Origin of the sequence: Streptomyces sp. NPDC088707, from assembly GCF_044752725.1 — a bacterium.
Lineage (GTDB): Bacteria > Actinomycetota > Actinomycetes > Streptomycetales > Streptomycetaceae > Streptomyces.
This window is the reverse complement of sequence record NZ_JBIVLV010000003.1, coordinates 545,223-569,900: the sequence shown is the minus strand read 5'-3', so window position 1 is coordinate 569,900 and position 24,678 is coordinate 545,223. Positions and strand designations below refer to the sequence as shown.

The following is a 24,678-nucleotide window of genomic DNA, read 5'->3' as shown; positions in this document are numbered from 1 at the left end:
AGTACGGAGCGGCGGGCAGGGGACGGCCCGCCGCTCCGTCATTTCCTGCTATCGGGGACCTGTGCTCCACCGGCCTCGGTCCCACCGGCCTCGGTCCCCCCGGCCTCGGTTTCACGGGAAACCATCGTCTCGATGCCGGCGACCAGGACGTCCAGCGCGTAGGCGAAGTCCCGGTCCCAGATCTGGGTGACGCTGCCGTGGGAGGCCCGCTCGTCGAGGATCTCCGCCATGGGTTCGAGGGTGTTCAAGAACCTCGGGTCGTCACGGAAGGCCTTGATCGACTCCGCGTAGAAGTCGTCCTGCGACATCCCGGCCTCCGCCGCACGCCGCCCGAACTGGGACTCGATCGTCCCGTAGCCGTAGACGAACTGGAAGACCGCCGACATCGCGCTGGGCTGACGGTCCATCGGCAGACCGGTGTCGCCGATCGCCTCCTGGATCTTGGCGCCGACGGCGATCGCGTGCGGGCCGATGTTCAGGTACTGCCCGGCACTCGGAGACATCCACGGGTGGCGTACCAGCATCCGGCGGTATTCCAGGGCGAGCACCCGGATCATGTCCCGCCAGCCGTCGGCGGCTTCCACCGCCCCGAGGTCGAACTCGCCGTAGACGCTGTCCATGGCGAACTCGATGATGTCGTCCTTGGTGTCCACGTACCAGTACAGGGACATCGCGGTGACGTTCAGCTCGGCCGCCAGCTTGCGCATCGACAGCTTGGCCAGGCCCTCCTCGTCGAGCATCCGGATCGCGGCGGCGACGATCCGGTCCCGGTCGAGACCGGCCGGACCACCGCCGCTCCGCGGGGTCCGGGTCTCCAGCCAGACGCTGGAACGCGCCGGGTTCTTCGCCCGGTCGGCTGCCTTGACCATCGCGTTCCTCCGTCTGTCAGTTCTCCGTGACCATGCTAGGCAGCGATCGGCTGCTCGGGCGTCAGAGCCTTCTCCGTCCGCTCGGCCCGCCGGAGCAGGGCCGCCGCCACCAGACCGCCCGCGAAGACGGCGATCGCTCCGACCAGCTGGCTGGTCTGGAGGCCGGAGGCGAAGGCGTCCGCGATCTCCCGCCGCTCGGCCTCGCCGCCGGCTGAAGCCAGGGCGGCCGGAAGGGAGGTCGCGGTGACGGCGACGAGCGCGGCGAAGCGCGCGTTGAGAACGGCGCCGAGGACGGCGACGCCGAGGCCGTTGCCGAACTCGGCGAGGGTGCCGTTGATCCCGGCGCCCACGCCCGCCTTCTCCGGCGGGATCGAGCTCATGATCGCGTTGGCCATGGCGGGGGACGAGACGGCGATGCCGCCGCCCATCAGGACCAGGCCGAGGAGCATGCCCGCGTAGCTGCCGTCGGTGCCGCCGCCGAGCAGCGAGATCGAGGTCAGGCCGCCGGCGACCAGGGTCATGCCGAGGACCACGGTGGGCGGGGTGCCCAGCTTCATGACGATCTTCGGGCCGATGCCGGTCAGGTTGAGACCGACGATCGTCAGCGCGAGCGGCGCCATCCGCAGACCTGCGTCAAGGGGTTCGTAGCCGAGCACGAACTGCAGGTGCTGGGTGAGCAGGAAGAGCGAGCCGCCCATGCCGAAGACGACCAGGATCGAGCCGCCGATGGCGCCGACGAACTTCTGGTTCCGGAAGAAGTGCATGTCGAGCATCGGGTACGGGGTGTGCAGCTCCCACAGCGCGAACGCGCCGAGACCCAGCAGCCCGATCGCGGCCGGGACCAGCACCTGGGCGGAGACCCAGCCGTGCTCGGGGCCGCTGATGATCGCGTACACGACGGCGGTCATGCCGCTGGTCGAGAGCAGCGCGCCGAGCAGGTCGGGGCGCTCGCCCTGCGGGTTCTTGGACTCCGGTACGAGCTTGAGGACGGCGGCCAGGGCCACGACGGCGACCGGGATGTTGATCAGGAAGATCATTCCCCACGAGAAGTGGTTCAGGATCACGCCGCCGATCAGCGGCCCGCCGGCGAAGCCGAGGGAGGCGACGGTGGACCAGAGCGCGATGGCCTTGACCCGCTCCGAGTCGTCGAAGATCTGCATGACGACCGCGAGGGTGGTGGTCATGAGGAGCGCGCCGCCGACGCCCATGCCGGCACGGGCGGCGATCAGCTGCGTGGTGGAGTCGGCGATTCCGGCGGCGAGCGAGCCGATGCCGAAGAGCGCGAGTCCGATCGCGAGCAGCTTCTTGCGTCCGTAGCGGTCGGCGGCGTTGCCCGCGCTGAGCAGCAGGCCGGACTGGACGAGCGAGTACGCGTTGATCATCCACTGGATGTCGGTGGTGCTCGCGTGGAGTTCGGAGGTCAGCGACGGGATGGCGACGCTGAGGACGGTGTTGTCGAGCAGCACGGTGAGCTGGGCGAGGCAGATGACGCCGAGGATCAGCCAGCGCTGGGGGTGACCGCCGGTGGCGGTCGGTTCGGTCGCGGCGGTCGTCGCCGTCATGGGCAGGACTCCTTGTACGGTGTACGGGACTAGGTCTCGTACACCGTACAAGGGGTCTCTTACGCTGTATAGCGCTTATTCGCTTATCGTGGTCACCTCGGCGGTCAGGTCGTAAAAGGTGGCATCGCCGACCGTGACCTTCTCGAAGGTCTCCGCCACCCAGGCGGAGATCTCCGAGTTGCCTCCGGGGCCACCGCCGCCGCCCATGCGGCCACCACCGCCCTCACCGGTTCCGCCGCTCTCGCCGCTGCCGATGAAGTAGTGGATCCTTCCGTCGGCGACGTACTGCTTGAACTGCGCGAGCGTCGGGGAGGGGTCGCTGCCGTTGAAGCCGCCGATCGCCATGACCGGCTTCCCGGTGGCGAGCTGGTAGCCGGCCGCGTTCTGGGCGCCGACCGTGGCCGCGACCCAGGTGTAGGCGTCGGCGTCCTTGAGGAGCGCCGCCTTCGCCTCCGTACCGACGGCGGCGCCGTTGAGCAGACCGCCCATGCCGCCGCCACCGCCTCCGAAGCCCTCGCCCCGGGTCATCCCCTGCGGCGGGGTGCCACCGGGGGGCAGCCGGCCCGGGCCGTTCGGCAACTGACCGCCGGTCTGGCCGCCCTGACCACCCGGCATCTGGCCGCCCTGGCCGCCGCCGGGGAATCCGCCGCCCTCGACCATCCGCATGCCGCCACCGCCGCCGGGACCCCGGCCACCCATCGCGCCGCCCGCCGGGCCCGCCGTGACGATCGAGCCCTGGTGTCCGGCGGCCACCGTCGCAAGGGTGTACGCGAACGGACCCGCGAGTCCCGCCGCCAGGCCGAGGCCCGCGACCCCGAGGCCGAGCCGCCGGTCCACCCGGCCCGCGAACAGCAGCCCGAGCGCGGCCACCGCGCCCGCGACCAGGACCGTCCAGCGCAGCCACGGCAGCCAGTCCGGCGTCCGTCCGAGCAGGGTCCAGCCCCACCAGGCGGTCACCGCCACCGTCACCGCGAGGGCCGCCGAGGCGAGCAGCCGCGTGCGCTCCTCCCAGAGCACGGCCGCGCCCATGCCGACGAGCGCCGCGAGGTACGGGGCCAGGGCCACCGTGTAGTACTCGTGGAAGATGCCGGCCATGAAGCTGAACACGGCCAGCGTGATCAGCAGCGAACCGCCCCACACCAGGAACGCCGAGCGTGCCGTGTCCGTCCTGGGCGCCCGCCGGGTGACGACGAGCCCCGCGACGAGCAGGATCAGCGCGGCCGGCAGGAGCCAGGAGATCTGGCCGCCGACGGAGTCGTTGAACATCCGGACGATGCCGGTCTCACCCCAGCGGCCACCCCCCATGCCACCACCGCCACCGCCGCCGCCGACGCTGCCGGTCTCGTCGCCGTTGATGCGGCCGAGACCGTTGTAGCCGAAGGTGAGCTCCAGGAAGCTGTTGTTCTGCGAGCCTCCGACGTACGGGCGGGAGGACGCCGGCCACAGCTCGACCAGGGCCACCCACCAGCCCGCCGACCCCAGCATCGCGAGCCCCGCGAGGGCGAGGCGGCCGATCCGGCGCCCGAGGCCGCCCGGCGCGCACACCCCGTAGACGAGGGCGAGCGGCGGCAGGATCAGGAAGGCCTGGAGGGTCTTCGCGAGGAACGCGAACCCGAAGGCCACCCCGGCCCACACGAGCCACCTCGCCGCACCCCGGTCCGTTTCGAGCGCGCGCAGCACGCAGTACACGGCCACCGTCATGAGCAGGGCGAGCAGCGCGTCCGGGTTGTTGAAGCGGAACATCAGCGCCGCCACGGGCGTGAGCGCCAGGACGACGCCCGCGATCAGGCCGGCGCCCGCGCCGAACCTGCGCCGTACGGCCGCGTAGAGCACCGCGACGGTCGCCACGCCCATGAGGACCTCGGGCACGAGGATCTGCCAGGAGCCGAGGCCGAAGAGCCGGACGGAGAGGGCCATCGGCCAGAGGGCGGCCGGCGGCTTGTCGACGGTGATGGCGTTGGCCGCGTCGAGCGAGCCGAAGAAGAAGGCCTTCCAGCTCTCGCCGCCCGCCTGGACGGCGGCGGAGTAGAAGGAGTTGGCGTAGCCGGAGGCGCTCAGGTTCCACAGATAGAGCACGGCGGTGACGGCGAGCAGGCCGAGGAACGCGGGTCGGACCCAGCGGGCGTCCTCGGCACGGCCGCGCCACAGCCGGGTGAGCGGGCCACCGCGGGACGGCGCGGCATGGGCCGCGCCGTCCGGCGTGGCCAGGGAGGTCGAAGTCATCGGTCGTTCCTTGGGTCGTTCCTTGAGGCGGACCGCTCGGGGAAGACCCAGAGCCGGAAGAGCAGGAAGCGCAGGACGGTCGCGGCCAGGTTGGCGACGACCAGGACGGCGAGTTCGGTGGAGTGCGCGGGATCGCCGGTCGCCGCGCCGAGAGCGGCCAGCGAACCGCTGGTCAGGGCCAGGCCGATGGCGAAGACCACGAGGCCCTGCGCCTGGTGGCGGACGGCCCGGTCACGGCCCCGTACCCCGAAGGTGAGCCGCCGGTTCGCCGCCGTGTTGGCGACGGCGGAGACGAGGAGCGCGGCGGCGTTGGCGATCTGCGGGCCGACGCCGAGCCGGAAGAGCGAGTACAGGGCGACGTAGAAGAGCGTCGACAGGGCCCCGACCACGCAGAAGCCGACCAGCTGGCGGGCGAGTCCGCCCGGCACACCGGTGAGTTCACGGTCCCGGGGATCGTCCCCGAAGGGCCTGGCCAGCCGGTCGAGCGGCAGCGAACCCGTCGCGAGAGCCCGGCCCACCCGCCAGACGCCCTTCAGGTCGTCGGTGGCCGTGCTCACGATATGCACGGTGGAGTCGGGGTCGTCGACCCAGTCGACGGGCACCTCGTGGATGCGCAGCCCGGCCCGCTCGGCGAGGACCAGCAGCTCGGTGTCGAAGAACCAGCCGGTGTCCTCCACCATCGGGAGCAGCCGCTCGGCGACCTCGCGCCGGATCGCCTTGAACCCGCACTGCGCGTCGGAGAACCGGGCGGCGAGCGAGCCCCGGAGGATCAGGTTGTACGCGCGGGAGACGAACTCCCGCTTCGGGCCGCGCACCACCCGCGAGGAGCGGGCGAGCCGGGAGCCGATCGCCAGGTCGGAGTGGCCGGAGATGAGCGGCGCGACCAGCGGGAGCAGCGCGTTCAGATCGGTGGACAGGTCGACGTCCATATAGGCGAGGACGGGCGCGTCCGAGCCCGACCACACCGTCCGCAGCGCCCGGCCGCGCCCCTTCTGCTCCAGCCGTACGGAGCGCACCTCGGGCACCTCGGCGGCGAGCCCGGCGGCGACCTCGGGGGTGGTGTCGGTGGAGGCGTTGTCGGCGACGGTGATGCGGAAGCCGTACGGGAAGGTCCGGAGCAGGTGTTCGTGGAGCCGGCGGACGCACGGCTCCAGGTCCTTCTCCTCGTTGTAGACGGGAATCACCACGTCCAGGACGGGCCGTCCGGCCGTGTCCACCGGCAGGTGTTCCCGGGCGGGGAGGGCTCCGGGCGTGGGCCCCGCGATCGTTGGGGTTCGCATGCCACCGACCCTCGCCGGGGCCGCTGTCACGGCTGTGTGATGAGCCTGTGGCCTGCCTGTGAGGGGGCTTCCGCAGGGGACGCGGCGGGCAGCCGGACGGTGAAGACGGTCCGGCCCGGGGCGCTCTCGACGCCCACCTCGCCCCCGTGCGCGCACACGACCGCCCGGACGATGGCGAGCCCTAGGCCGGTGGATCCGGCGTTGCGGGAGCGGGAGGCGTCGCCGCGGGCGAACCGCTCGAAGACGGAGGGCAGGAGCGCGGCCGGGATGCCGGGCCCGTCGTCCTCGATCCGGACGAGAACCGCGCCGGGTTCCGTACCGACCCGCGCGGTGACCCGGGTCCCCGGCGGGGTGTGCGTCCGGGCGTTGGCGAGGAGGTTGACGAGGACCTGCTGGATCCGGGCACCGTCCGCCCGTACGGCGCCGGCGCCGTCCTCGGGCAGTTCGAGGGACCAGTGGTGGTCCGGACCGGCGGCGCGGGCGTCGCTCACGGCGTCCACGACCAGCGGGACGAGGTCGGTGGGCTCGTACGAGAGGGGGCGCCCGGCGTCCAGCCGGGCGAGCAGCAGCAGGTCCTCCACGAGGCCCGTCATCCGGGTCGCCTCGGACTCGATGCGGCCGAGGGCGTGCCGGGTGTCGGGCCCGCACTCCTCGCGGCCGCGCCGGGTCAGCTCCGCGTACCCCCGGATCGAGGCGAGCGGGGTGCGCAGTTCATGGCTGGCGTCGGCGACGAACTGCCGGACGCGGGTCTCGCTCTGCTGGCGGGCGTCGAGCGCCGAGTGGACGTGGTCGAGCATCCGGTTGAGGGCGGCGCCGACCTGGCCGACCTCGGTCCGCGGATCGGCCTCCGCGTCGGGGACCCGCTGGTGGAGCGCCACCTCACCGCTGTGCAGGGGCAGCCGGGCGACCTGCCGTGCGGTGACGGCGACCCGGTGCAGCGGCCGCAGGGCCACCCGGACGAGCACGGTTCCGGCGAGCGAGGCGGCGAAGAGCCCGGCGCCGGTGACGCTGAGCTCGACGAGGATCAGGGTGGACAGGGCGTCCTCGACCTCGGTGAGGGGGATGCCGATGAGGAAGGCGCCACGGCTGCCCTCCGCGTACTCGACCCGGTAGGAACCCAGGCCGCCGGGGAGATCGACGGTGTGCGGCCGTCCGTCACGCGGGACGGCGGAGAGCGCCGACATCTGGGCGGCGTCGAGCTTCTCGACGGGGAACAGCGGCTGGTACGCGCCGGTCTCCCCCGCCGTCTCCGTCGAGTAGCCGGCCTCGGAGACCTCCCCACCGGTCAGGACCGCACCGAGCGTCCCTATCGGCGCGCCGGGGTCCTTGAGGAAGCCGAGCGGCGGCCTTTCCGGCTTCTCCCTCTCCGGGTCGGGCAGGCCGACGCGGTCCGGCGGCCCGGCGGCCCGCGTGGACACGCTGCGGAGCCCGTCGTCTGCCTGGTCGTACAGGTACGAGCGGAACGCGATCGTCGTGACCGTGCCGATGACGGCCGCGACGACCGCGATCAGCGCGACCGCCGAGACGACGAGACGGGTGCGCAGCGACCACGGCCCCCGGGCCCCCGACGACGAGGTCGGGGACGACCGGGGCGGGGATGACCGGGTCGGGGATGACCAGATCCGCGACGACCGGGCCGGGGATGACGCGGTCCGCGAGGATCCGGTCCGCGACGACCGGGTCCGCGACGATCGGGTCCGCTGCCCTGCGCCTCTCACCACGAGCCGCTACTCCCCCGGCTTGATGAGATAGCCGGCCCCGCGCCGGGTGTGGATCATCGGGGCACGCCCCGCGTCGATCTTCCGCCGCAGATACGAGATGTAGAGCTCGACGACATTCGCCTGGCCGCCGAAGTCGTACGACCAGACGCGGTCGAGGATCTGCGCCTTGCTGAGCACCCGCCGCGGATTGCGCATCAGATAGCGCAGCAGCTCGAACTCGGTCGCCGTGAGGTGGATGGAGTCGCCGCCCCGGGTGACCTCGTGACTGTCCTCGTCGAGCGTGAGGTCCCCGACGGCGAGCAGCGACTCGCTGCGCGCGAGAGCCGCGCCCGACCTGCGGATGAGCCCGCGCAGCCGGGCCACCACCTCCTCCAGGCTGAACGGCTTGGTGACGTAGTCGTCGCCTCCGGCCGTGAGCCCGGCGATCCGGTCCTCGACGGCGTCCTTCGCCGTCAGGAACAGCACCGGCACGTCGGGCAGTTCGCGCCGGATCCGGCCGAGCAGGCTGAGGCCGTCGACGTCGGGCAGCATGATGTCGAGGATGACGGCGTCGGGCCGGAACTCCCGCGCGGAACGCAGGGCGGCCGCCCCGTCCCCGGCACTGCGCACCTGCCAGCCCTCGTAGCGCAGGGCCATGGAGAGCAGCTCGGCGAGCGGGGCCTCGTCGTCGACGACGAGAACACGGACGGCGGTTCCGTCGGCACGGAGCAGGTCGGCGCGGGTGCCGGTACGGCGTGTGGTGACGGTCATGGAACCCACACTGTCGGCCGCCGCTGAGAGGCCTCTTGCCCTTCCCTGTGAATTCCCTGAGAAAGGGCCGTCGAGGCCTGGCCCTCAGGGTTTCACGTGAAACAGCGCGGCGCCGTTCTCGTACAGGACACCCCGGAGCCAGTCGTCCCCGAGCCCGAGGCGTTCGAGGGCGTGGAGCTGGTGCACGTACGGATACGGGATGTTCGGGAAGTCGGAGCCCAGGAGGATCCGGTCCCCGACGTCCACGAGCCGCTTGAGCTCCGCGCTGGGGAAGGGCGCGAGCCGCTCGCTGAAGTCGGTGAAGGCCATGGTGGTGTCGAGGTGGACGCCCTCGTACCGCTGGACGAGGTCGAGGAACTCGCCGTACTCGGGCATCCCCATATGGGCGACGATCACCCGGAGCCGGGGGTGGCGGGAGAGCAGCCGTCCCATCGGCCCGGGTCCGGTGAAGGTGCCCGGGGTGGGCCCGGAGCCGCAGTGCACCACGATGGGGGTGCCGGAGTCGGCCAGGGCTCCCCAGACCGGGTCCAACCGCACGTCGTTAGGGTCGAAGCCGCCGACCTGGAGGTGCACCTTGAAGACCCGGGCCCCCGCGTCGAGCGCCTCCCGGACGTACCCCTCGACGCCCGGCTCGGGGAAGAAGGTCGCGGTGTGCAGGCAGTCGGGGGTCCGGGAGGCGAAGTCGGCCGCCCAGGAGTTCAGCCAGGCGGCCATCCCGGGCTTGTGCGGATAGAGCATCGCGGTGAACGCGACCGCCCCGAAGCCCCGCAGGAGGGCGAGCCGGCGCTCCTCCTCCTCGCGGTAGGTGATGGGCCACTCCGTACCGGTCAGGGGGCCGACGGCGTCGAAGTAGGCCCAGACCTTGTCGAGGACGTTCTGCGGCATGAAGTGCGTGTGCACGTCGACGAGCCCGGGAATCCCGAGCCGCCCGACGAGCGCCCGGATGTCGTCGCTCTCGCGGGCCTCGCGGGCCTCGCGGGCCTCGCCGCTCGGGTCGCTTCCGCCGCTCGCGCAGCTCCGGTCGCTTCCGCCGCTCGCGCAGCTCCGGTCGCTTCCGCCGTTCGCGCCGCTCTCGTTACTCGCGCTCAAAGCTGTAACTCCGCTCGACCTTGCCGATGTGGACGCTGTAGCTGTCGTACCAGTGCTCCCGCCCCTGCGCCTTGGCGGCCCGGTGCTCGGCGTGCACCCGCCAGGCGTCGAGCGACTCCAGGTCCCGGAAGTAGGCGACGGTGATACCGATGCCACCGGGAGTACGGGCGGACTCGTGGCCGAGGAAGCCCGGCATCTCCCGGGCGAGTTCGTCCATCCGCGCGGCCGTCTCGGCGTAGCCCTCGGGGGCGTCGGGCCGGATCGAAGTGAACACAGCGGTGTAGTAGGGCGGTTCGATGTCCGCCACCAGCTTGGGGGTCATGTGATCACCCTCGCCGGGCCGGGTCGGGGATGTCCACGGCCCCCGGGGAAAGGGATCCAAGACTTTACGAAGGGACGGCGGGCCGTCAGAAGAGCTCCCCCTGGCTGCTCAGGTCGACGGCGGGCGCCGCCTCCGACACCGGCACGGAGAAGGCGTCCTCCTCCCCGGCACCCTGCAGCACCCAACCGCCCATCAGCCGGGTGTCGAGCGCGATACAGCGCCCGCCGGGGTCGAGCAGGTGCAGATCGGGCCCGGCCGCGGCGAGCAGCCGCCCGCAGACGACACCCCCGTCGACCAGCTCCGTGACCGTGCCCGCGAACGGCGGCAGCCCGTCGAGACCGAAGGCCTCGGCGTGGTCGCGTGCGGCGAAGTCCAGCGGCTGCAGGGTCTCCGTCCAGCCGCCGACCTCCCGCGCCCGCCCGTACAGCTCCCGCACCTCCAGGGCCCGGTCCGGGGCGGGCGGCAGGGTGTGCCGGGCGGCGCGCTTCCGCTCGTACGCCACCCGGTCGGGAACCCCGAGCGCCTGCCGCAGCACCTCCTCGGTCCGCCGGGCGGCCATCAGCGGCCCCCGCCCGAGCCAGCTGAACGCGACGGCGCCCTGTTCGAGCAGCCGCGCCTCGCCCCGGGCCTCCGCGGTGATCCCGACCTTGGTCATCCCGGGCCCGAACCAGGCCAGGTAGACCCGGTACGGCTGCGGATCGTCCAGGAAGGTGTCGGCGGCGACGGAACGGGCCCGGTCGAGCCGCGCGCACTCGCCGCACCGCCCTCCGGTGGCACGTCCGGGCACGACGGACTCCAGCGGGCAGGGATTCCCCCGCGCCCCCGGACACCGGCGCTCCCCCACGGCCCGGAAGGCGAGCCGCTGACCGTACGCGAGGTCGCTGACCCTCCCGCCCCGCCACCGCAGACCGGGCGCGCCTCCGCTCCAGGTGATCCCCCGACACCGCCACTCCACGCCCGCGCCTCCCTATGCTCCCCGGATGTCCAGTCTCCGCCACATCCGCTTCCAGTCCCCTGCCCCGGGCCCGCGGGGCAACCACCCCGGGGTCTTCGGCCTGACCAACCTGCTGGCCCGGGAGGGCAGGCTGTCCCCCGAGGAGTGGGCGGTCTGGCGCTCCTCGAACGACTGGTACGACGCCCACTTCCCCGACCCGACCGCGGTCGACCCGACGGTCTACGACCCGGATCTGAACCCGGGCGCGGCCGCCTGGTTCCGCCCGGCGGCCGCCGAGGCACTGGCGCGGGTCGCCCCGTACCTGCGCATCCTGCGTGACCACGGGGTGCCCTGCGTCCGCCTGGAGTCGGCGGACCCGGGCCGGGTCGTCTACAGGGACGCGTACCAGATCGTCGTCGTGCCGGCTCAGGGCAGGACGTAGATCCGAGCCCCGTCGGCGTCGGGTCCGCCGACCTCCCGGATGCACCCGCGCTCGATGAGGTGACGCACGCAGTCCCGGACGCGCTCGCCGGTGAGACCGGTGCGCCGGCCGATGTCCTGGGCCCGGTAGCGGACGCCGCCGCGGACCAGGGCGGGGGCGAGGCAGCTCGCGACCGTGCGCACGTCCCCGGTGACGGCCCAGGACTCGACGAGCTGCTGCGGGGTGAGCGCGACGGCGGCGCCGGCGCGCTGGCGGGGCACGGAGAGCCGTTCAAGGGAGTCGGCGACCCTTGAGAGACTCCGCCGGGTCTCACGGAGCAGCTCCGCGTACTCGGTGTGCTCGGCGTACGCGACGGCCCGCTCGTCGAACTGCCCGTCGAGCCGTACGAGGACGTCGACGAGCTCGGGCGGCAGCACGAACCCGCCGTGCACGGGGGAGGGTTCGAGCCCGTACCCCCCGTACCGCTGGACCGCCGCTATGACCTCGGCCGTCCACGCCCGGAACGGCCCTGCCTCCGGTCTCCGGCAGGCCCCGACGAGCTGTACGAGCCCCTGCAGGCTCACCATCCGCGTCGACGCCCGGATCCCGCACCGGCCGGAGAACTCCTCGCCCCCGGCGAGCTCCCGCGCGGACGCCAGGCACGTCCCGGGCAGCGCCACCGTCCGCAGCGCCTCCCGGCTTCCCCCGTACCCCAGCCGCTTCGCCACGTCCACGACGGGGAACCAGTGGGTCCCGTCGTACGCGGTCAGCCGCCGCAGGGGCGCACCGGTGGCGGCGTACACCAAGTCATCGATGTCGATCGCGTCCATCGATCATCACCTCCGTCTCGCAAGCTAGGACGAAGGCATATTCAACTGACATGCAAATCAGACAGGTTCACCCAAAAGGGGAGAGATTCCCGGGTATATCCCCGGAAATCCCTCCCCCACACCTGCGCAGACGGGCTGCCGCCCTAGCGGGCGACGAACTGCGTGAGGATCGCCTGCACCTCGTAGATGTCGACGCCCTTGGTGAAGGTCTTCTGGACCGGCAGCTGGCTGCCCGAGATCCAGATCTTCAGCTCGGCGTCCAGATCGAAGGTGCCGGCGGTCTCGACCGCGAAGTGCGTGATGCTCTTGTACGGGATCGAGTGGTACTCGACCTTCTTGCCGGTGATGCCCTGCTTGTCGACCAGCACGAGCCGCCGGTCGGTGAAGAAGATGGTGTCGCGGATCAGCAGGTACGCGGCGTGCACCTGCTCCCCCTGCCCGAGCAGCCGCGCGTAGTCCTGCTGCGCCTGCGCCGGATCAATCGCGTGCGCGTTCCCGAAGAGCGCCATGCCCCAACCCCCACATCGAAGAGAAAAGAACGATCATCCGACCCTAACCCTCCACCCCGACAACACCGAAGGCCCCGGACTCTCGCCCGGGGCCTTCGACCTACTGTGCCTCGGACATCGACCTCAGCGCCCACGCGCTCGGACCCGACAGCAACGGACAGGTTGTGTAGCCAGATGCCGTTACGAGATCGTCGGCGCGGCTGATCTACGCGTTGATGTCACCCGCTGATGCCAGAGGCCCCCTGGACGATGTCCAGGGGGCCTCTCATCTGTGTGCACTCGGCAGGATTCGAACCTGCAACCTTCTGATCCGTAGTCAGATGCTCTATCCGTTAAGCTACGAGTGCTTGTTCTTTTGTTTTGCCTTCGCTCCCCGGTCTTTCGACCCGCTCGCGGCGACAGACAGAACATTACATGACTGCCGCCGCCATGTGAAATCCATTGGCCTCACCCCTTGTGACCTGCGGAAACGTCGCACGGGCCGTGATTGCGGCCGGATCGTGGGGGGTGGCGGGGCGCCGCGCTGTGGGCCGGAAACGGCCGAAGCCCCGGCCTGTGGGGCCGGGGCTTCGGTAGGGGCGGAGGCGGAGGGATTTGAACCCTCGATGGGCTTTAAGACCCAAACCGCATTAGCAGTGCGGCGCCATAGACCGGACTAGGCGACGCCTCCATGCACCTCACGCATACGCGGGTGGTGCGTGCAGATGATGACACAGGCGAACCGGCTGTCACCAATCGATTCTCACCGTACTAGCCCTCCGGGGTCGAGGGCAAAGCCCAGCGGCACCGACGTGGCGCCCGCCGAACCCTCCGAAGCCGGGCCCGCCCGAGCCGCCGGACTCACGGCGGCCGCCTCCGCGCCGACACCCGCGCCCGCCCGTCGCCCGCCCGGCGCACCCCGCTTGCGCAACGCCCGGCCGCCCCGAGCGTTAGACGGGGTGGGAGCACGTCGTGCGCCCGCGTCCGTCGTGCACCGCCGCTCCCCGCTCGCCCCCGCTCCTGGAGATCCGCATGCTGCGCCGCCTCGTCCTCGCGTCCCTCGCCACCGCCGCCGCCGGCACCGCTGGGCTCGGTCCGCTCCCGCCGCTTCCCCTGTTCACGCCGCCCGAGCAGCTGACCGTGACCGTCTCCGAGAGCGGCCATCCGGACGCCGACGGCACCTTCGAGCTGAGGTGCGACGACCGCGCCGGCGGAAACCACCCGGCGCGCGAGAACGCCTGCGAGCGCCTCGACCGGCTCGCGAAGGAGGGCGCGAACCCCTTCGAGCCCGTGCCCGCGGACCAGTTCTGCACCCAGGTCTACGGGGGGCCCGCCCTCGCCCACGTCACCGGCACCTGGCAGGGCCGCACGGTCGACGCCCGCTTCTCCCGTGCCAACGGCTGTGAGATCAACCGCTGGGAGAATCTGGAGCCGGTCCTTCCTCTTGTCCGGGGATGAGACAGGATGGGACGGGATGAGACCGGGGTCACCCCCCGGAGGCTCCCTTAGACTCCCTTCCGTGACAGGGTGCGGCCCGAGGGGCAAGATGGGGCCGGCCGGCCGATAGGGCATGCACGTTGCAGTGCGTCAGGGAGGAACGTCGTCGTGAGCAGCAGGCCATCCCGGGGCGCTGCTCGCCTCGCAGCCATACTCGACGCCCTCCCCGACGGCCTCGTGCTCGTCAACTGCAACGGCACGGTCGTCAACGCCAACACGATCGCCCTCGGCATGTTCGAGACCCCGGGCACCGCACTCGTCGGACGCGGCCTGCTCGATCTCCTGCCCGGCTTCGACTCCCGCCTCATCCCCGGCTCCATGCGCCGCCCGGAGGGCACCGACGAGCGCGGCCGCACCAAGCCGACCCGGATGATCGCCCGCCGCACCGACGGCAGCGAGTTCGCCGTCGAGGTGACGAGCGCCAGCCTGGAGGACGGCCGCGAGGCCTACGACTCGTACGGCGGCTACACCGGCGACGAACTGCTCATGCTGGTCGTCCGGGACCTCACCGGCACTCTCGACACCGAGGCGGAACTCGCCCGCTCTCAGCGGCAGACCGAGATGATCCTGCGCGCCGCGGCCGAGGGCGTCGTCGGCACGGACACCGACGGCCGCGTCGTCCTCGTCAACCCGGCCGCCGCCCAGATCCTCGGCTACCGCGCCGGCGAACTCGGCGGCCAGGAGCTGCACCCGCTGATCCTCGCCAAGCGCCCCGACGGCGAGCCCTTCCCGTACGAGGAATCACCGCTCGCCGACACCCTCAAGTCCGGCCGCAAGCACCGCGTCCGCGGGCAGGTCCTCTGGGCGAAGAAGGGCGACCGCGTGCCGGTCGACCTGACGACCGCCCCGGTCCGCGACGGCGACCAGCTCGTCGGCGCGGTCATGACCTTCACCGACCGCAGGCCGTACGAGCAGCTCGTCGAGGAACACGCCGCCGAGATCAAGGAACTCACCGAGCGGAACGCCGCCGAACTCGCCGACCGCGCCGAGCGGAACGCCGCCGACCGGGAGGCGCAGCAGGAGCGGTACGCCTCCCTCGCCGCCCGGCACGAGCAGCTCACGGCCGTCCTCGCCGAGTCCCTGCGCGGCCCCCTCCAGGAGCTGCGCACCCAGCTGAGCGCCCTCGCCGCGGACGACGCCGGACAGCTCTGGCCCGAGGCCAACCAGGTGCTGCACCACCTCGCCGCCGGGTACGCCCGTATGACGGCGCTCGTCGACAACGTGCTGGGCTACCAGCGCCTGGACGCGGGCGCGGAGGCGCTGGACAAGCGCGTCGCGCTCCTCGACGGGGTCGTGACGGCGGGCATCGACGGGGCCGTCGACCTGATCGGCCCCGGCCGCGCCCAGTTCGCCGTGCACGCGCCGCCCATCGAGGCCGAGGTCGACGCGCCCCGGCTCGCGACCGCGCTCGCGCACCTCGTCGCGGACGTCGCGGGCGTCGACGCGACCGGCAAGAACCGCGCCACCACCCAGGGGTCCGGGCCGGCCGACTCCACGATCGTCGTCGCGGCCGCACAGCGCGGTGACGTCGTACGGATCGAGGTCCGCGGCCCGTACGCGGGCGGCGACCCGGTCCACGGGCCGGTGGTACGCGGCATCGTGGCGGCGCACGGCGGTGTCGTGCAGACCCACGAGGTGCCGGGGACGACCGGCGGCGCGTATGTCCTCGAGGTCCCGGTCGGTACGGGGCGGGGCACGGTCCCCGCGACGGAGACGGGCCGTGCGGGCGGGCCGGGCGGCGCGCCCGGACTCGGACCGGTCGGCGGGCAGGTCGGTGGCGGCCGGGAGGCGCTCGCGCTCCCCGCGCAGGCTTCCGCGCCCGTCTCGGCCCCCTCCGGTTCCTCGGGCCCCTCCGGTTCCTCGGCTCACTCCGGTTCCTCCGGTTCCTCCGGTTCCTCCGGTTCCGTCGGATCCCCCGCTCCTTCCGCTCCTCTCGCGCTCGCCGTCGACTCCTCGGAGACCTCCGGCGGCGGACGGCGACGCGCCCGACGCAGTTCCACGGACGCCTTCCTGGAGAGCTCGGTCGCGCCCGAGGGCGGTGCCGAGCCCAGCGGGCGGCGCCGTGCCCGTACGGCGGAGGCCGCCGGCGGACCCGCCGAACTGATCCCGGCCCAGCAGAACTCGGGCGGGCAACAGGCCGTTCCCGCCACCGGTTCGACGCCGGGCGCCCCCGGCGCCCCCGCCGTCGAGCCGACCGGGCGCCGGCGCGGCCGGCCCGCCGAGGGGTCCGTCGTGACCGCTGCCGAAGGCGCGCAGGGACGGGCCGCGCTCGGCGCCGCCGTGCCGCCGCAGGGCGTCGCCGTCGAGCCCTCGGGGGCTCCGTCGGCCCCCGCGTTCGCCCGCGCCCTGCCGGCCGTGGCCTCCGCAGAGGTCGCGTCCGAACCTCAGCCCAGCGGGCGCCGTCGGCGTGCGCTCGCCGCCGCGCAGGAACGGGCGGCGGCGGCCGACGCCGGGCCCCGGACGCCGTTCGCGCTCCCGCCCGCCGACGCCGACCGTCCCCCCGAGCCCGAAACGGCGCCGTTCGCGGGACCGGGCGTCCCCTCTCCCGTCGCCGGGCCGCTGCCGGTCTCCGACGAGGGGCAGCACGAAGCCGTACGGGGTGTCCCCGGCGCCGGGCACACGCCTCCGCAGCCCCATCCGCACGCCCAGCCGCCGGCCGAGCCGACCGGGCGCCGCCGGGCCGTCACGCCTCCGCCGCCCGAGCCGGAGCCGCTGCCGCCCCTGCCGTCGATTCCGCAGGCCCAGGGCCCGGCCCGGTCCGCGTCCGCCGCGCCGGCCGAGCCCCGGGACACCACCAGTTCCGGATCCGGGACCGGGGCCGCCGGCACCGGGGCGTCCGGCACCGGCTCCGTACCGCTGCCGCCCGAGCTGCCCATGCCGAAGGACTCGACCCAGGGTCGGGCGTTCAGCGTGCGCACCCTCGGGCAGGGCGTCCCCTTCGTCCCGCCGCCCGCCGCGGCGGGTCCGGCGACCCCTGCCGTCTCTCCCGTCCCGGCGACCCCGGCGGCCCCGATGGCCCCCGGCGCGCCCTCCCACGGCGCCGGTGGCACGGGCGGCTCCAACGGCTCGGGGCGCCGGCGCCGGCTCGCCACCCCGCCGGAGGCCGATCCGCCGGTCCCGTCCGCACCCCCCGTACCGGCCCACGGCGATGCCAGGCCGCACCCGCAGGCGGACACCCCGGCGCAGACGCCGTCCCGCGCACCCGAGGGCCGCGCGTACGCCATAGGAGCGCCCGCCGAGGGCTCCGCCGAGGGTCCCGAGCCGCTCGACGGCCCCGGTGGCGCCGTCGAGGTCGCCAACCGGCCCGCGCCGCGCCCCGTCGACGACGAACTCCCCCCGGAGCCCCTCGACAACCCGCGCCGGCTGCTCGTCTGGCCCGCCCCCGACGTCTCCACCCAGCAGGCGCTGAGCGACCGGGGCTACCGGCCGGTGATCGTGCACTCCCGCGAGGAGGTCGACGCCCAGATCGCCGCCTTCCCGGCCGCGCTCTTCGTCGACCCGCTGACCGGGCCCATCACCCGTACCGCGCTCCAGTCGCTGCGCCAGGCCGCCGTCGCCGCCGAGGTGCCCGTACTCCTCGCGGCCGGGCTCGGGCAGGCGACCCGGGAAGCCGCGTACGGCGCCGATCCGGCCGTACTCCTCAAGGCGCTCGCCCCGCGCGACAGCGAGCAGCACCCGTCCCGCGTCCTCCTGATCGAGGAGAACGAGGACATCGCGGAGGCGCTCGCGGCCACCCTGGAGCGGCGCGGCATGCAGGTCGCGCGGGCGGCCACGGACACCGAGGCGGTCACGCTCGCCACCCAGACGCGGCCCAACCTGGTGGTGATGGACCTGATGCAGGTGCGTCGCCGCCGGGCCGGGATCATCGACTGGCTGCGGGCGAACGGCCAGCTCAACCGCACCCCGCTCGTCGTCTACACCTCGACCGACCTCGTCGAGGAGGAGCTGCCGACGCTGTCCTCCGGCGAGACGGTCCTCTTCCTCGCCGAGCGCTCGAACAGCGCCGAGGTCCAGGCCCGGATCGTCGACCTGCTCGCGAAGATCGGCACCAACTAGACCGACCAGCCGGTCACGGACGCGCGTACGCGATACGGGTGGGGGGAGGGCCTCGTCGAGGCCCTCCCCCCACCCGTATCCGTAGCCGGTGCGAGATCCGCGCCTACAGCTCCGTCACGTCCAGCTCGCCCGCCGCGTACTGCCTGCGGATGACCTTCTTGTCGAACTTGCCGACGCTCGTCTTCGGTACCGCCGGCACGAGCGCCCAGCGCTCCGGGAGCTGCCACTTGGCGATGCCGCCCTCGTCCGCGAGGAAGGCCTTCAGCGTCTCGTAGTCCGCCGTGGCACCGTCCTTGAGGACGACGGTCGCCAGCGGGCGCTCGCCCCACTTCTCGTCCGGCACGGCGACGACGGCGGCCTCGGCGACCTCCGGGTGCGCCATGATCGCGTTCTCCAGCTCGACGCTGGAGATCCACTCGCCGCCGGACTTGATGACGTCCTTGGCGCGGTCGGTGAGGGTGAGGAAGCCGTCCGGGCTGATCACGCCGACGTCACCGGTCTTGAGCCAGCCGTCCTCGCTGAACTTGTCCGCCGGGCGGATGGCCTCGCCGTCGATGCCGCCGAAGTACGAGCCCGCGATCCAGGTGCCCCGCACCTCCAGCTCTCCGGCGGACTCGCCGTCCCAGGGCAGGTGTTCGCCGGCCGGGCCGACCAGACGGGCCTCGACGCCGGCCGGGAAACGGCCCTGCGTGACGCGGTACGGCCACTCCTCCTCGGCGGTGAGGCCGTGCGGCGGGTGGGCCATCGTGCCCAGCGGGGAGGTCTCGGTCATGCCCCAGGCGTGACAGAGACGGACGCCGAGCCGGTCGTACGCCTCCATGAGCGCGGGCGGACAGGCCGCGCCGCCGATGGTGACCTGGGACATCGACGAGAGGTCACGGGGGTGGGCGGTGACCTCGGCGAGCAGGCCCTGCCAGATGGTCGGGACGGCGGCCGCGTGGGTCGGCTTCTCGCGCTCGATCATGTCGGCGAGCGGGGCCGGCTGGAGGAAGCGGTCCGGCATGAGCATGTTGATGCCGGTCATGAAGGTGGCGTGCGGCAGGCCCCAGGCGTTGACGTGGAACTGCGGGACGACGACCAGGGTCGTGTCCCTGTCGGTGAGGCCCATCGACTCGGCCATGTTCACCTGCATCGAGTGCAGGTAGATCGAACGGTGCGAGTAGACGACACCCTTGGGGTCGCCGGTGGTGCCGGAGGTGTAGCACATGGCGGCGGCCGAACGCTCGTCCAGCTCGGGCCAGTCGTACGTGGTCGGACGGCCCGCGATCAGCTCCTCGTAGTCGTGCACGCGGGGGGCCACGCCGTCCAGGACGGAACGGTCGCCGGGGCCCGCGACCACGATGTGCTCGATCGTCGGCAGGTGCGGCAGCAGCGGAGCGAGGAGGGGGAGCAGGGAGCCGTTCACGAGGACGACCCGGTCGGCGGCGTGGTTGACGATCCACACCAGCTGCTCGGGGGGAAGACGGAGGTTGAGGGTGTGCAGGACCGCGCCCATGGAGGGGATCGCGAAGTACGCCTCGACGTGCTCCGAGTTGTTCCACATGAGGGTCGCGACCCGCTGGTCGCCGGTGACCCCGAGTTCGTCGCGCAGGGCGTTGGCCAGCTGGTGCGCGCGTGCTCCGGCCTCCGCGAACGTGCGGCGCTGCGGCTCGGGCTCGCCCGTCCAGGTGGTGATGATCGACTTTCCGTGAATCGTCATTCCGTGCTTGAGAATGCGGCTCACGGTCAGCTGTACGTCCTGCATGGTGCTGTACACGGGGCGTCCTCCCGGTGGGCGCTACGTGGCAGAAAGGGTGTGGCGATTCTGCGCACGTACCGCTCGGTATGTCACTACCCGAGAGTACGGAAAATGCCAGTGATCACTGGCACGAGTGGCACACTGTGCCGATTGCGGAGGATTTCTCCCGCTTGCTGGTCGGTTGCTGCGTGCTCGGTGCCCGCCCGCTGCCCGCCTTCGCCGCGCCCCCTATCGGACGGGGGTCAGTTCCGGGTCCTCGCGGAGCTTGCCGAGCGCCCTCGACACCGCGCTCTTCACGGTGCCGACGGACACCCCCAGGACCTCGGCGGTCTGGGCCTCGCTGAGATCCTCGTAGTACCTGAGAACGACCATCTGGCGCTGCCGCTCGGGCAGCTTCAGCACCGCACGCCACATCGCGTCGTGCAGCACCTGCCGTTCGGCCGGGTCCGGCTCCGGGACACCGGAGGGCTCCGGCAGCTCGTCGCAGGCGAACTCGTCGACCTTGCGCTTGCGCCACTGCGACGTGCGGGTGTTCAGCAGCGCACGGCGGACGTAACCGTCCAGGGCGCGGTGGTCCTCGATGCGCTCCCAGGCGACGAACGTCTTGGCCAGCGCGGTCTGCAGCAGGTCCTCGGCGTCGCAGGGGTTGGCGGTCAGGGAGCGCGCGGTGCGCAGGAGCACGGGCCCACGCGCCCGTACGTACGACGAGAAGGTCGAGTACGACGCGTACTGCGAGGCACCGGCGCAGACGGGGCCAGAGGGTGGCGGAGTCATGACTCCACGCTATGAGGGGAGGGGCGCCCGGCGGATCGGCCCCAGGTCCCGACCCGCGGTCCGCCTCAGGTTGTAGGGGCGGGGACGGCCCGACCTCCTCTGGGTGGAGAACCCTCGGGGCGACCTCAGGGTCGGGGGACGGGGGGTACCGCCTCGGAAAGCCGGGCAGCGTCGGTGGTCCCGTCCCCGCGAGTGGCCGCGGGGACGACCCGCGCGACGGGCGCGTCCATCGCGTTCCGGTCGAGGTCGAGGCGGCGGCCGCCGTACGCCTCGCTGACATTGCCCGCGTACTGGTGGATCCGGGCGTGCGGTGTCCAGGCCTCCGGCTGCAGCACCGGCTCGGTGTACAGCGCGGGCCGCCCCAGCCAGCGCGCGAACCACATCACGGCGGGCAGGTCCTGCGTCCCCGCCCGCCGCGCGGCCTCGATGTCCCGTACGCCCGTGTCCGCGCTGCTGTAGTACCCGGGCACGTAGCCGAGACGACGCACCTCGCGGTTCCAGGCGCGGACGAAGGAGAGGGTGGTCGCCGCGCAGCCCGCGTCGTCCTGGTCGTACGCCTCGATGTCGAGGTAGAGCGGGCTGCTCACGTCCAGCCCCAGAGCCTGCGCGGCCCGTACCGCCTCGCCCCCCTCCCGGGTGCCCTGGCTCACCGGGCTGCTGCCGATGGCGAACGGCCGCTTGGCGACGGCGTTCACACACGGCGCCTGGGACCCCACGAACAGCGGCAGCAGCCGCCAGCCCATGGCATCGACGGAGGCGACCCAGGCGGGAGTCAGCTCCCGCTGGGTGGGGCAGCCACGCCCCCGTCCGCCGAAGTAGATCCCGACGGCCCCGTACGGCGAACTGCTCCAGGCCCTCATCACCGTGAGGGACGGCGCCTCACAGGTGTCGAAGGCCTGCCCGACGTAGTGCACGAGCGCGGGGGCGGAGGCGACTCCGCCGGGCGCGGAGCTCGGGGCGGCGGGGGCGGACGCGTCTCGGCCGGGCGCGGAGGTCGGGGCGGCGGGGGCGGACGCGTCTCGGCCGGGCGCGGAGGTCGGGGCGGCGGGGGCGGACGCGTCTCTGCCCGGCGCGGAGGTCGGGGCGGCGGGGGCGAGGGGAGCGGTCGGGGCGGCGGGGGCGAGGGGACCGGCGGCGGGGGTGGGACCCGCCGGGGCGCGGTCGGGGGCGACCGCCGGTTCGGGGGCGACCGCCAGGGCCGCCCCGGCCAGCGTCGCCACGACGGCCCCGACCATGATCCGCAGCCGCACCTGGCGCCAGGTGCGGGCCCCGGCCCGCGCCCCGGGAGTCGGCGCGGACGGCGGCTGGGTCGCCGGCGGAGTCGGGGTCGGGGGCGGGGTCGGGGCCGGCCTCGGGTCCGCTGAGGCCGCCCGTGCGGGAGCGGGCTCTGAGGCCGCCCCTGCGGGAGCGGGCGGGGGAGTGGGGGCGGATGCCCGTGCGGGAGTGGGCTCCGGTCGTGGTGCGTGTGTGCTCATGGCGCGAGTGAAGAACCGCCCGCCCCGGGCGGCCACCGCTGAGGCCGTCGCCTCAGCCGTCCGTGCCCAGGATCAACCCGGACGTGGGAACCCCCGTGCCCGCCGTGACCAAGGTCCGCTCCGCCCCGGGTATCTGGTTCACGGAGGACCCGCGGAGCTGCCGTACCGCCTCCGCTATGCCGTTCATACCGTGCAGATAGGCCTCGCCGAGCTGTCCCCCGTGCGTGTTCAGCGGGAGCGCGTCCGCCGCGACGAAGTCGGCCGCCTCCCCCGGACCGCAGAAGCCGAACTCCTCCAACTGCATGAGCACGAACGGGGTGAAGTGGTCGTAGAGGATGCCCACGTCGATCTCGCCGGGCGCGAGGCCGGAGGTCCGCCAGAGCTGCCGGGCCACGACCCCCATCTCCGGAAGCCCCGTCAGCTCGTCCCGGTAGAAGCTGGTCATCGCCTCCTGCTTCCGGCCGGCTCCCTGTGCCGCCGCCAGGATCACGGCCGGCGGGCACCGCAGGTCGCGGGCGCGCTCGACGGAGGTGACGACGATCGCCTGGCCGCCGTCGGTCTCCTGGCAGCAGTCGAGGAGCCGGAGCGGCTCGACGATCCAGCGCGAGGCGGCGTGGTCGGCGAGGGTGATCGGCTTCCCGTGGAAGTACGCGGCGGGGTTGCGGGCGGCGTGGCGGCGGTCGGTGACGGCGACATGGCCGAAGGCGTCCGGGGTCAGCCCGTAGGTGTGCAGATACCGCTGGGCGATCATCGCGACCCAGGAGGCCGGGGTGAGCAGCCCGAAGGGCAGCTGCCAGCCGAGTGCGACGCCCTCGGCGGAGGGTTCGCGCTGCTGGACCCCGGAGCCGAAGCGCCGCCCTGAGCGCTCGTTGAACGCCCGGTAGCAGACCACGACCTCCGCGACGCCGGTGGCGACCGCGAGCGCCGCCTGCTGCACGGTGGCGCACGCCGCCCCGCCGCCGTAGTGCACGCGGGAGAAGAAGGACAGCTCGCCGATGCCGGACGCCTGGGCGACGGTGATCTCGGGGTTGGTGTCCATCGTGAAGGTGACCATGCCGTCGACGTCGGCGGGGGCGAGCCCGGCGTCGTCGAGGGCCGCGCGCACCGCCTCGGCGGCGAGCGACAGCTCGCTGCGGCCCGAGTCCTTGGAGAACGCGGTGGCCCCGATGCCCACCACGGCCGCCCGGCCGCCGAGGCCGTCCCGGGTACGGAGACTCATCGCGGCACCTCCACGGTGACCGTCCCCGTGACGTGGTGCCCGAGCCCGTTCGCACCGACGACCCGGACGTGTGCGGTGTCCCCCTCGACCTCGGTGACCGTGCCGGTCAGCACCATGGTGTCGCCGGGGTGGTTGGGGGCGCCGAGCCGGATGGCGACCCCGCGGAGGACGGCGCGGGGGCCGAAGTGGTCGGTGATGTACCGGCCGACGAGGCCGTTGGTCGTGAGGATGTTCATGAAGATGTCCGGGGAGCCCTTCTCCCTGGCCAGTTCGGCGTCGTGGTGCACGTCCTGGTAGTCGCGGGAGGCGACGGCCCCGGCGACGATCAGGGTGCGGGTGATCGGGATCGTCAGCGGCGGCAGCTCGTCCCCCGGCTCGACGAAGGTCCCGGTGCCGGGCTTCATGACAGGTCTCCTTCAGCGAGCAGGTCGCCGAGTTCGGCGAGGAGTTCGGTGCCGCAGCCGAGATGGGCGTCGAGCTGCCTGCCCCACAGGAAGTGCCGGTGCACGGGGTGGTCGAGGTCCGCGCCCATGCCGCCGTGCAGATGCTGCCCGGCGTGCACGACCCGCTTCCCCGCCTCGGAGGCCCACCAGGCGGCGGTCAGGGCCGCCCCGCGGGCGTCCAGGTCCTCGTCGTGGCGCCAGGCGGCCTCGTAGGCGGTGACCCGGATGGTCTCGGTGTCCATATGGGCGTCCGCGGCCCGCAGTTGCACGGCCTGGTGGGTGGCGAGCGGGCGGCCGAACTGCTCCCGTACGGAGGTGTACTCCACGGCCCTGGCCAGCGACCCGGCGCAGACCCCGGCCTGCAGCCCGGCGAAGGCGACCCGGGCGGCGGCGAGCACGTCCGCATGGGCAGCGCCCTCCCCGAGCCGCTCCCCCGCCGCCCCGTCGAGGACGAGCCGGCCGGCGGACCAGGGTGCGGTGAGCTCGACGGGATCGACCCGGGCCGCGTCCTCGGTGCGGACCAGCCAGAGGGCACGGTCCGCGTCGGGGACGAGGACATGGGTGGCGTCCCTGAGCCACGGCACCCAGTCCACGGCCCCGCTGAGCCTCCCCTCGCGCGAGGTGACGGTGCCGGAGCCCGGGAAGGCCCCCGTCACCACCGTCGTACCGTCGCGGAGGCCGGGCAGCAGCCGGGCGCGCTGCTCGTCCGTGCCGTGCCGGACGACGGCGAGGATCCCGTACACACAGGTCGCGGCGAACGGCACCTGGGCCGTCACGCGTCCCTGCTCCTCCAGGAGGAGGACCAGGCCGAGCAGTCCGGTCTCCTCGACGGAGCCGGGCAGCCCGGCGGCGCAGAGGGCCTTCCAGAGCTCGGCGTCGCTGCCGGTGCCGGCCGCCCTGAGCCGCTCGTGGGTGGCGAGGTCGGCGAAGATCCGGGCGGCCAGCTCACGGGCGGCCTCCTGCTCCTCGGTGGGGGTGAAGTCCATG

General features: G+C 73.2%; 21 protein-coding genes and 2 tRNA genes. 4 read left to right on the top strand and 19 right to left on the bottom strand.

What is annotated here, in order from left to right; all coding sequences use genetic code 11:
• Window positions 1-38: 38 nt before the first annotated feature.
• From ACIP84_RS13385 to ACIP84_RS13365, 5 genes are all read right to left on the bottom strand, one after another.
• Window positions 39-869 (bottom strand): TetR/AcrR family transcriptional regulator, encoded by an 831-nt coding sequence (locus ACIP84_RS13385; protein ID WP_401797903.1) that lies wholly within the window; start codon window positions 867-869, stop codon window positions 39-41.
• A 35-nt stretch (window positions 870-904) separates the two neighbouring features.
• Complete coding sequence (locus ACIP84_RS13380) at window positions 905-2,431, bottom strand: MFS transporter (protein WP_401797901.1); 1,527 nt, start codon at window positions 2,429-2,431, stop codon at window positions 905-907.
• Window positions 2,432-2,506: 75 nt separating this feature from the next.
• On the bottom strand, window positions 2,507-4,654 hold the full coding sequence (locus ACIP84_RS13375) for an ArnT family glycosyltransferase (RefSeq protein ID WP_401797899.1): 2,148 nt from the start codon (window positions 4,652-4,654) through the stop codon (window positions 2,507-2,509).
• Window positions 4,651-5,934 carry a glycosyltransferase gene (locus ACIP84_RS13370; RefSeq protein ID WP_401797897.1) on the bottom strand — a complete coding sequence of 428 codons (1,284 nt, stop codon included), beginning with the start codon at window positions 5,932-5,934 and terminating at the stop codon, window positions 4,651-4,653. Before ACIP84_RS13370 ends, ACIP84_RS13375 begins: the two co-directional genes overlap by 4 nt.
• Before the next feature lie 26 nt (window positions 5,935-5,960).
• Window positions 5,961-7,478, bottom strand: coding sequence for a sensor histidine kinase (locus ACIP84_RS13365; protein ID WP_401797984.1), 1,518 nt, complete (start codon window positions 7,476-7,478; stop codon window positions 5,961-5,963).
• On the opposite strand from ACIP84_RS13365, the gene ACIP84_RS13360 reads away from it, so the two are divergent.
• Complete coding sequence (locus ACIP84_RS13360; protein WP_401797989.1) at window positions 7,414-7,686, top strand: hypothetical protein; 273 nt, start codon at window positions 7,414-7,416, stop codon at window positions 7,684-7,686. The two genes, ACIP84_RS13365 and ACIP84_RS13360, sit on opposite strands and share 65 nt — an antisense overlap.
• On the opposite strand, the gene ACIP84_RS13355 is transcribed toward ACIP84_RS13360, so the two are convergent.
• The 4 genes from ACIP84_RS13355 to ACIP84_RS13340 all read right to left on the bottom strand — a co-directional run bounded on the left by ACIP84_RS13355 (window position 7,662) and on the right by ACIP84_RS13340 (window position 10,771).
• Window positions 7,662-8,405 carry a response regulator transcription factor gene (locus tag ACIP84_RS13355; protein ID WP_355963175.1) on the bottom strand — a complete coding sequence of 248 codons (744 nt, stop codon included), beginning with the start codon at window positions 8,403-8,405 and terminating at the stop codon, window positions 7,662-7,664. The two genes, ACIP84_RS13360 and ACIP84_RS13355, sit on opposite strands and share 25 nt — an antisense overlap.
• 84 nt (window positions 8,406-8,489) lie before the next feature.
• On the bottom strand, window positions 8,490-9,494 hold the full coding sequence (locus ACIP84_RS13350) for an amidohydrolase family protein (RefSeq protein ID WP_401797895.1): 1,005 nt from the start codon (window positions 9,492-9,494) through the stop codon (window positions 8,490-8,492).
• The gene (locus ACIP84_RS13345) at window positions 9,481-9,816 is read right to left on the bottom strand and encodes an antibiotic biosynthesis monooxygenase (RefSeq protein ID WP_355963172.1); all 336 of its coding nucleotides are present in this window, start codon (window positions 9,814-9,816) and stop codon (window positions 9,481-9,483) included. Before ACIP84_RS13345 ends, ACIP84_RS13350 begins: the two co-directional genes overlap by 14 nt.
• 85 nt (window positions 9,817-9,901) lie before the next feature.
• Window positions 9,902-10,771, bottom strand: a complete 870-nt coding sequence (locus tag ACIP84_RS13340; protein ID WP_401797893.1) for a DUF2797 domain-containing protein — start codon at window positions 10,769-10,771, stop codon at window positions 9,902-9,904.
• Between the two features lie 25 nt (window positions 10,772-10,796).
• Here ACIP84_RS13340 and ACIP84_RS13335 point away from each other — a divergent pair, with 25 nt between their 5' ends.
• Window positions 10,797-11,192, top strand: a complete 396-nt coding sequence (locus ACIP84_RS13335; protein WP_401797891.1) for a hypothetical protein — start codon at window positions 10,797-10,799, stop codon at window positions 11,190-11,192.
• Here the strand turns inward: ACIP84_RS13335 and ACIP84_RS13330 are convergent.
• From ACIP84_RS13330 to ACIP84_RS13315, 4 genes are all read right to left on the bottom strand, one after another.
• Entirely contained in the window at window positions 11,177-12,001 is an 825-nt protein-coding gene (locus tag ACIP84_RS13330; protein ID WP_401797889.1) for a BRO family protein, read from the bottom strand. The genes ACIP84_RS13335 and ACIP84_RS13330 overlap by 16 nt on opposite strands.
• A 143-nt stretch (window positions 12,002-12,144) precedes the next feature.
• A complete protein-coding gene (locus ACIP84_RS13325) occupies window positions 12,145-12,510 on the bottom strand; it encodes a PH domain-containing protein (RefSeq protein ID WP_030318096.1) in 366 nt (121 codons plus the stop codon).
• Window positions 12,511-12,784: 274 nt separating this feature from the next.
• A tRNA-Arg gene (locus ACIP84_RS13320) sits at window positions 12,785-12,857 on the bottom strand.
• 232 nt (window positions 12,858-13,089) lie between these two features.
• Window positions 13,090-13,180 (bottom strand) — tRNA-Ser (locus tag ACIP84_RS13315).
• Window positions 13,181-13,521: 341 nt separating this feature from the next.
• Here ACIP84_RS13315 and ACIP84_RS13310 point away from each other — a divergent pair.
• Window positions 13,522-13,947: an SSI family serine proteinase inhibitor gene (locus tag ACIP84_RS13310; protein WP_355963321.1), complete on the top strand. Its 426-nt coding sequence runs from the start codon at window positions 13,522-13,524 to the stop codon at window positions 13,945-13,947.
• Window positions 13,948-14,094: 147 nt separating this feature from the next.
• The gene (locus ACIP84_RS13305) at window positions 14,095-18,042 is read left to right on the top strand and encodes a PAS domain-containing protein (protein ID WP_401797887.1); all 3,948 of its coding nucleotides are present in this window, start codon (window positions 14,095-14,097) and stop codon (window positions 18,040-18,042) included.
• Window positions 18,043-18,145: 103 nt separating this feature from the next.
• On the opposite strand, the gene ACIP84_RS13300 is transcribed toward ACIP84_RS13305, so the two are convergent.
• From ACIP84_RS13300 to ACIP84_RS13275, 6 genes are all read right to left on the bottom strand, one after another.
• Window positions 18,146-19,798, bottom strand: coding sequence for a long-chain fatty acid--CoA ligase (locus tag ACIP84_RS13300; RefSeq protein ID WP_355963161.1), 1,653 nt, complete (start codon window positions 19,796-19,798; stop codon window positions 18,146-18,148).
• 210 nt (window positions 19,799-20,008) lie between these two features.
• On the bottom strand, window positions 20,009-20,554 hold the full coding sequence (locus ACIP84_RS13295) for a SigE family RNA polymerase sigma factor (RefSeq protein ID WP_073908966.1): 546 nt from the start codon (window positions 20,552-20,554) through the stop codon (window positions 20,009-20,011).
• Between the two features lie 125 nt (window positions 20,555-20,679).
• Window positions 20,680-21,789 (bottom strand): DUF1906 domain-containing protein, encoded by a 1,110-nt coding sequence (locus tag ACIP84_RS13290; RefSeq protein ID WP_401797885.1) that lies wholly within the window; start codon window positions 21,787-21,789, stop codon window positions 20,680-20,682.
• Window positions 21,790-22,081: 292 nt separating this feature from the next.
• A complete protein-coding gene (locus tag ACIP84_RS13285) occupies window positions 22,082-23,248 on the bottom strand; it encodes a lipid-transfer protein (protein ID WP_355963155.1) in 1,167 nt (388 codons plus the stop codon).
• A complete protein-coding gene (locus ACIP84_RS13280) occupies window positions 23,245-23,652 on the bottom strand; it encodes a MaoC family dehydratase (protein ID WP_401797883.1) in 408 nt (135 codons plus the stop codon). The genes ACIP84_RS13285 and ACIP84_RS13280 overlap by 4 nt, the downstream gene beginning before the upstream one ends.
• A complete protein-coding gene (locus ACIP84_RS13275; RefSeq protein WP_401797881.1) occupies window positions 23,649-24,677 on the bottom strand; it encodes an acyl-CoA dehydrogenase family protein in 1,029 nt (342 codons plus the stop codon). The genes ACIP84_RS13280 and ACIP84_RS13275 overlap by 4 nt, the downstream gene beginning before the upstream one ends.
• Window position 24,678: the final 1 nt, after the last annotated feature.

Coding starts and splice junctions, on each gene's coding strand:
- ACIP84_RS13355 (WP_355963175.1), bottom strand. CDS start 8,405: ATGACCGTCACCACACGCCGTACCGGCACCCGCGCCGACCTGCTCCGT.
- ACIP84_RS13325 (WP_030318096.1), bottom strand. CDS start 12,510: ATGGCGCTCTTCGGGAACGCGCACGCGATTGATCCGGCGCAGGCGCAG.
- ACIP84_RS13370 (WP_401797897.1), bottom strand. CDS start 5,934: ATGCGAACCCCAACGATCGCGGGGCCCACGCCCGGAGCCCTCCCCGCC.
- ACIP84_RS13295 (WP_073908966.1), bottom strand. CDS start 20,554: ATGACTCCGCCACCCTCTGGCCCCGTCTGCGCCGGTGCCTCGCAGTAC.
- ACIP84_RS13380 (WP_401797901.1), bottom strand. CDS start 2,431: ATGACGGCGACGACCGCCGCGACCGAACCGACCGCCACCGGCGGTCAC.
- ACIP84_RS13335 (WP_401797891.1), top strand. CDS start 10,797: ATGTCCAGTCTCCGCCACATCCGCTTCCAGTCCCCTGCCCCGGGCCCG.
- ACIP84_RS13330 (WP_401797889.1), bottom strand. CDS start 12,001: ATGGACGCGATCGACATCGATGACTTGGTGTACGCCGCCACCGGTGCG.
- ACIP84_RS13285 (WP_355963155.1), bottom strand. CDS start 23,248: ATGAGTCTCCGTACCCGGGACGGCCTCGGCGGCCGGGCGGCCGTGGTG.
- ACIP84_RS13290 (WP_401797885.1), bottom strand. CDS start 21,789: ATGGTCGGGGCCGTCGTGGCGACGCTGGCCGGGGCGGCCCTGGCGGTC.
- ACIP84_RS13385 (WP_401797903.1), bottom strand. CDS start 869: ATGGTCAAGGCAGCCGACCGGGCGAAGAACCCGGCGCGTTCCAGCGTC.
- ACIP84_RS13310 (WP_355963321.1), top strand. CDS start 13,522: ATGCTGCGCCGCCTCGTCCTCGCGTCCCTCGCCACCGCCGCCGCCGGC.
- ACIP84_RS13280 (WP_401797883.1), bottom strand. CDS start 23,652: ATGAAGCCCGGCACCGGGACCTTCGTCGAGCCGGGGGACGAGCTGCCG.
- ACIP84_RS13345 (WP_355963172.1), bottom strand. CDS start 9,816: ATGACCCCCAAGCTGGTGGCGGACATCGAACCGCCCTACTACACCGCT.
- ACIP84_RS13375 (WP_401797899.1), bottom strand. CDS start 4,654: ATGACTTCGACCTCCCTGGCCACGCCGGACGGCGCGGCCCATGCCGCG.
- ACIP84_RS13275 (WP_401797881.1), bottom strand. CDS start 24,677: ATGGACTTCACCCCCACCGAGGAGCAGGAGGCCGCCCGTGAGCTGGCC.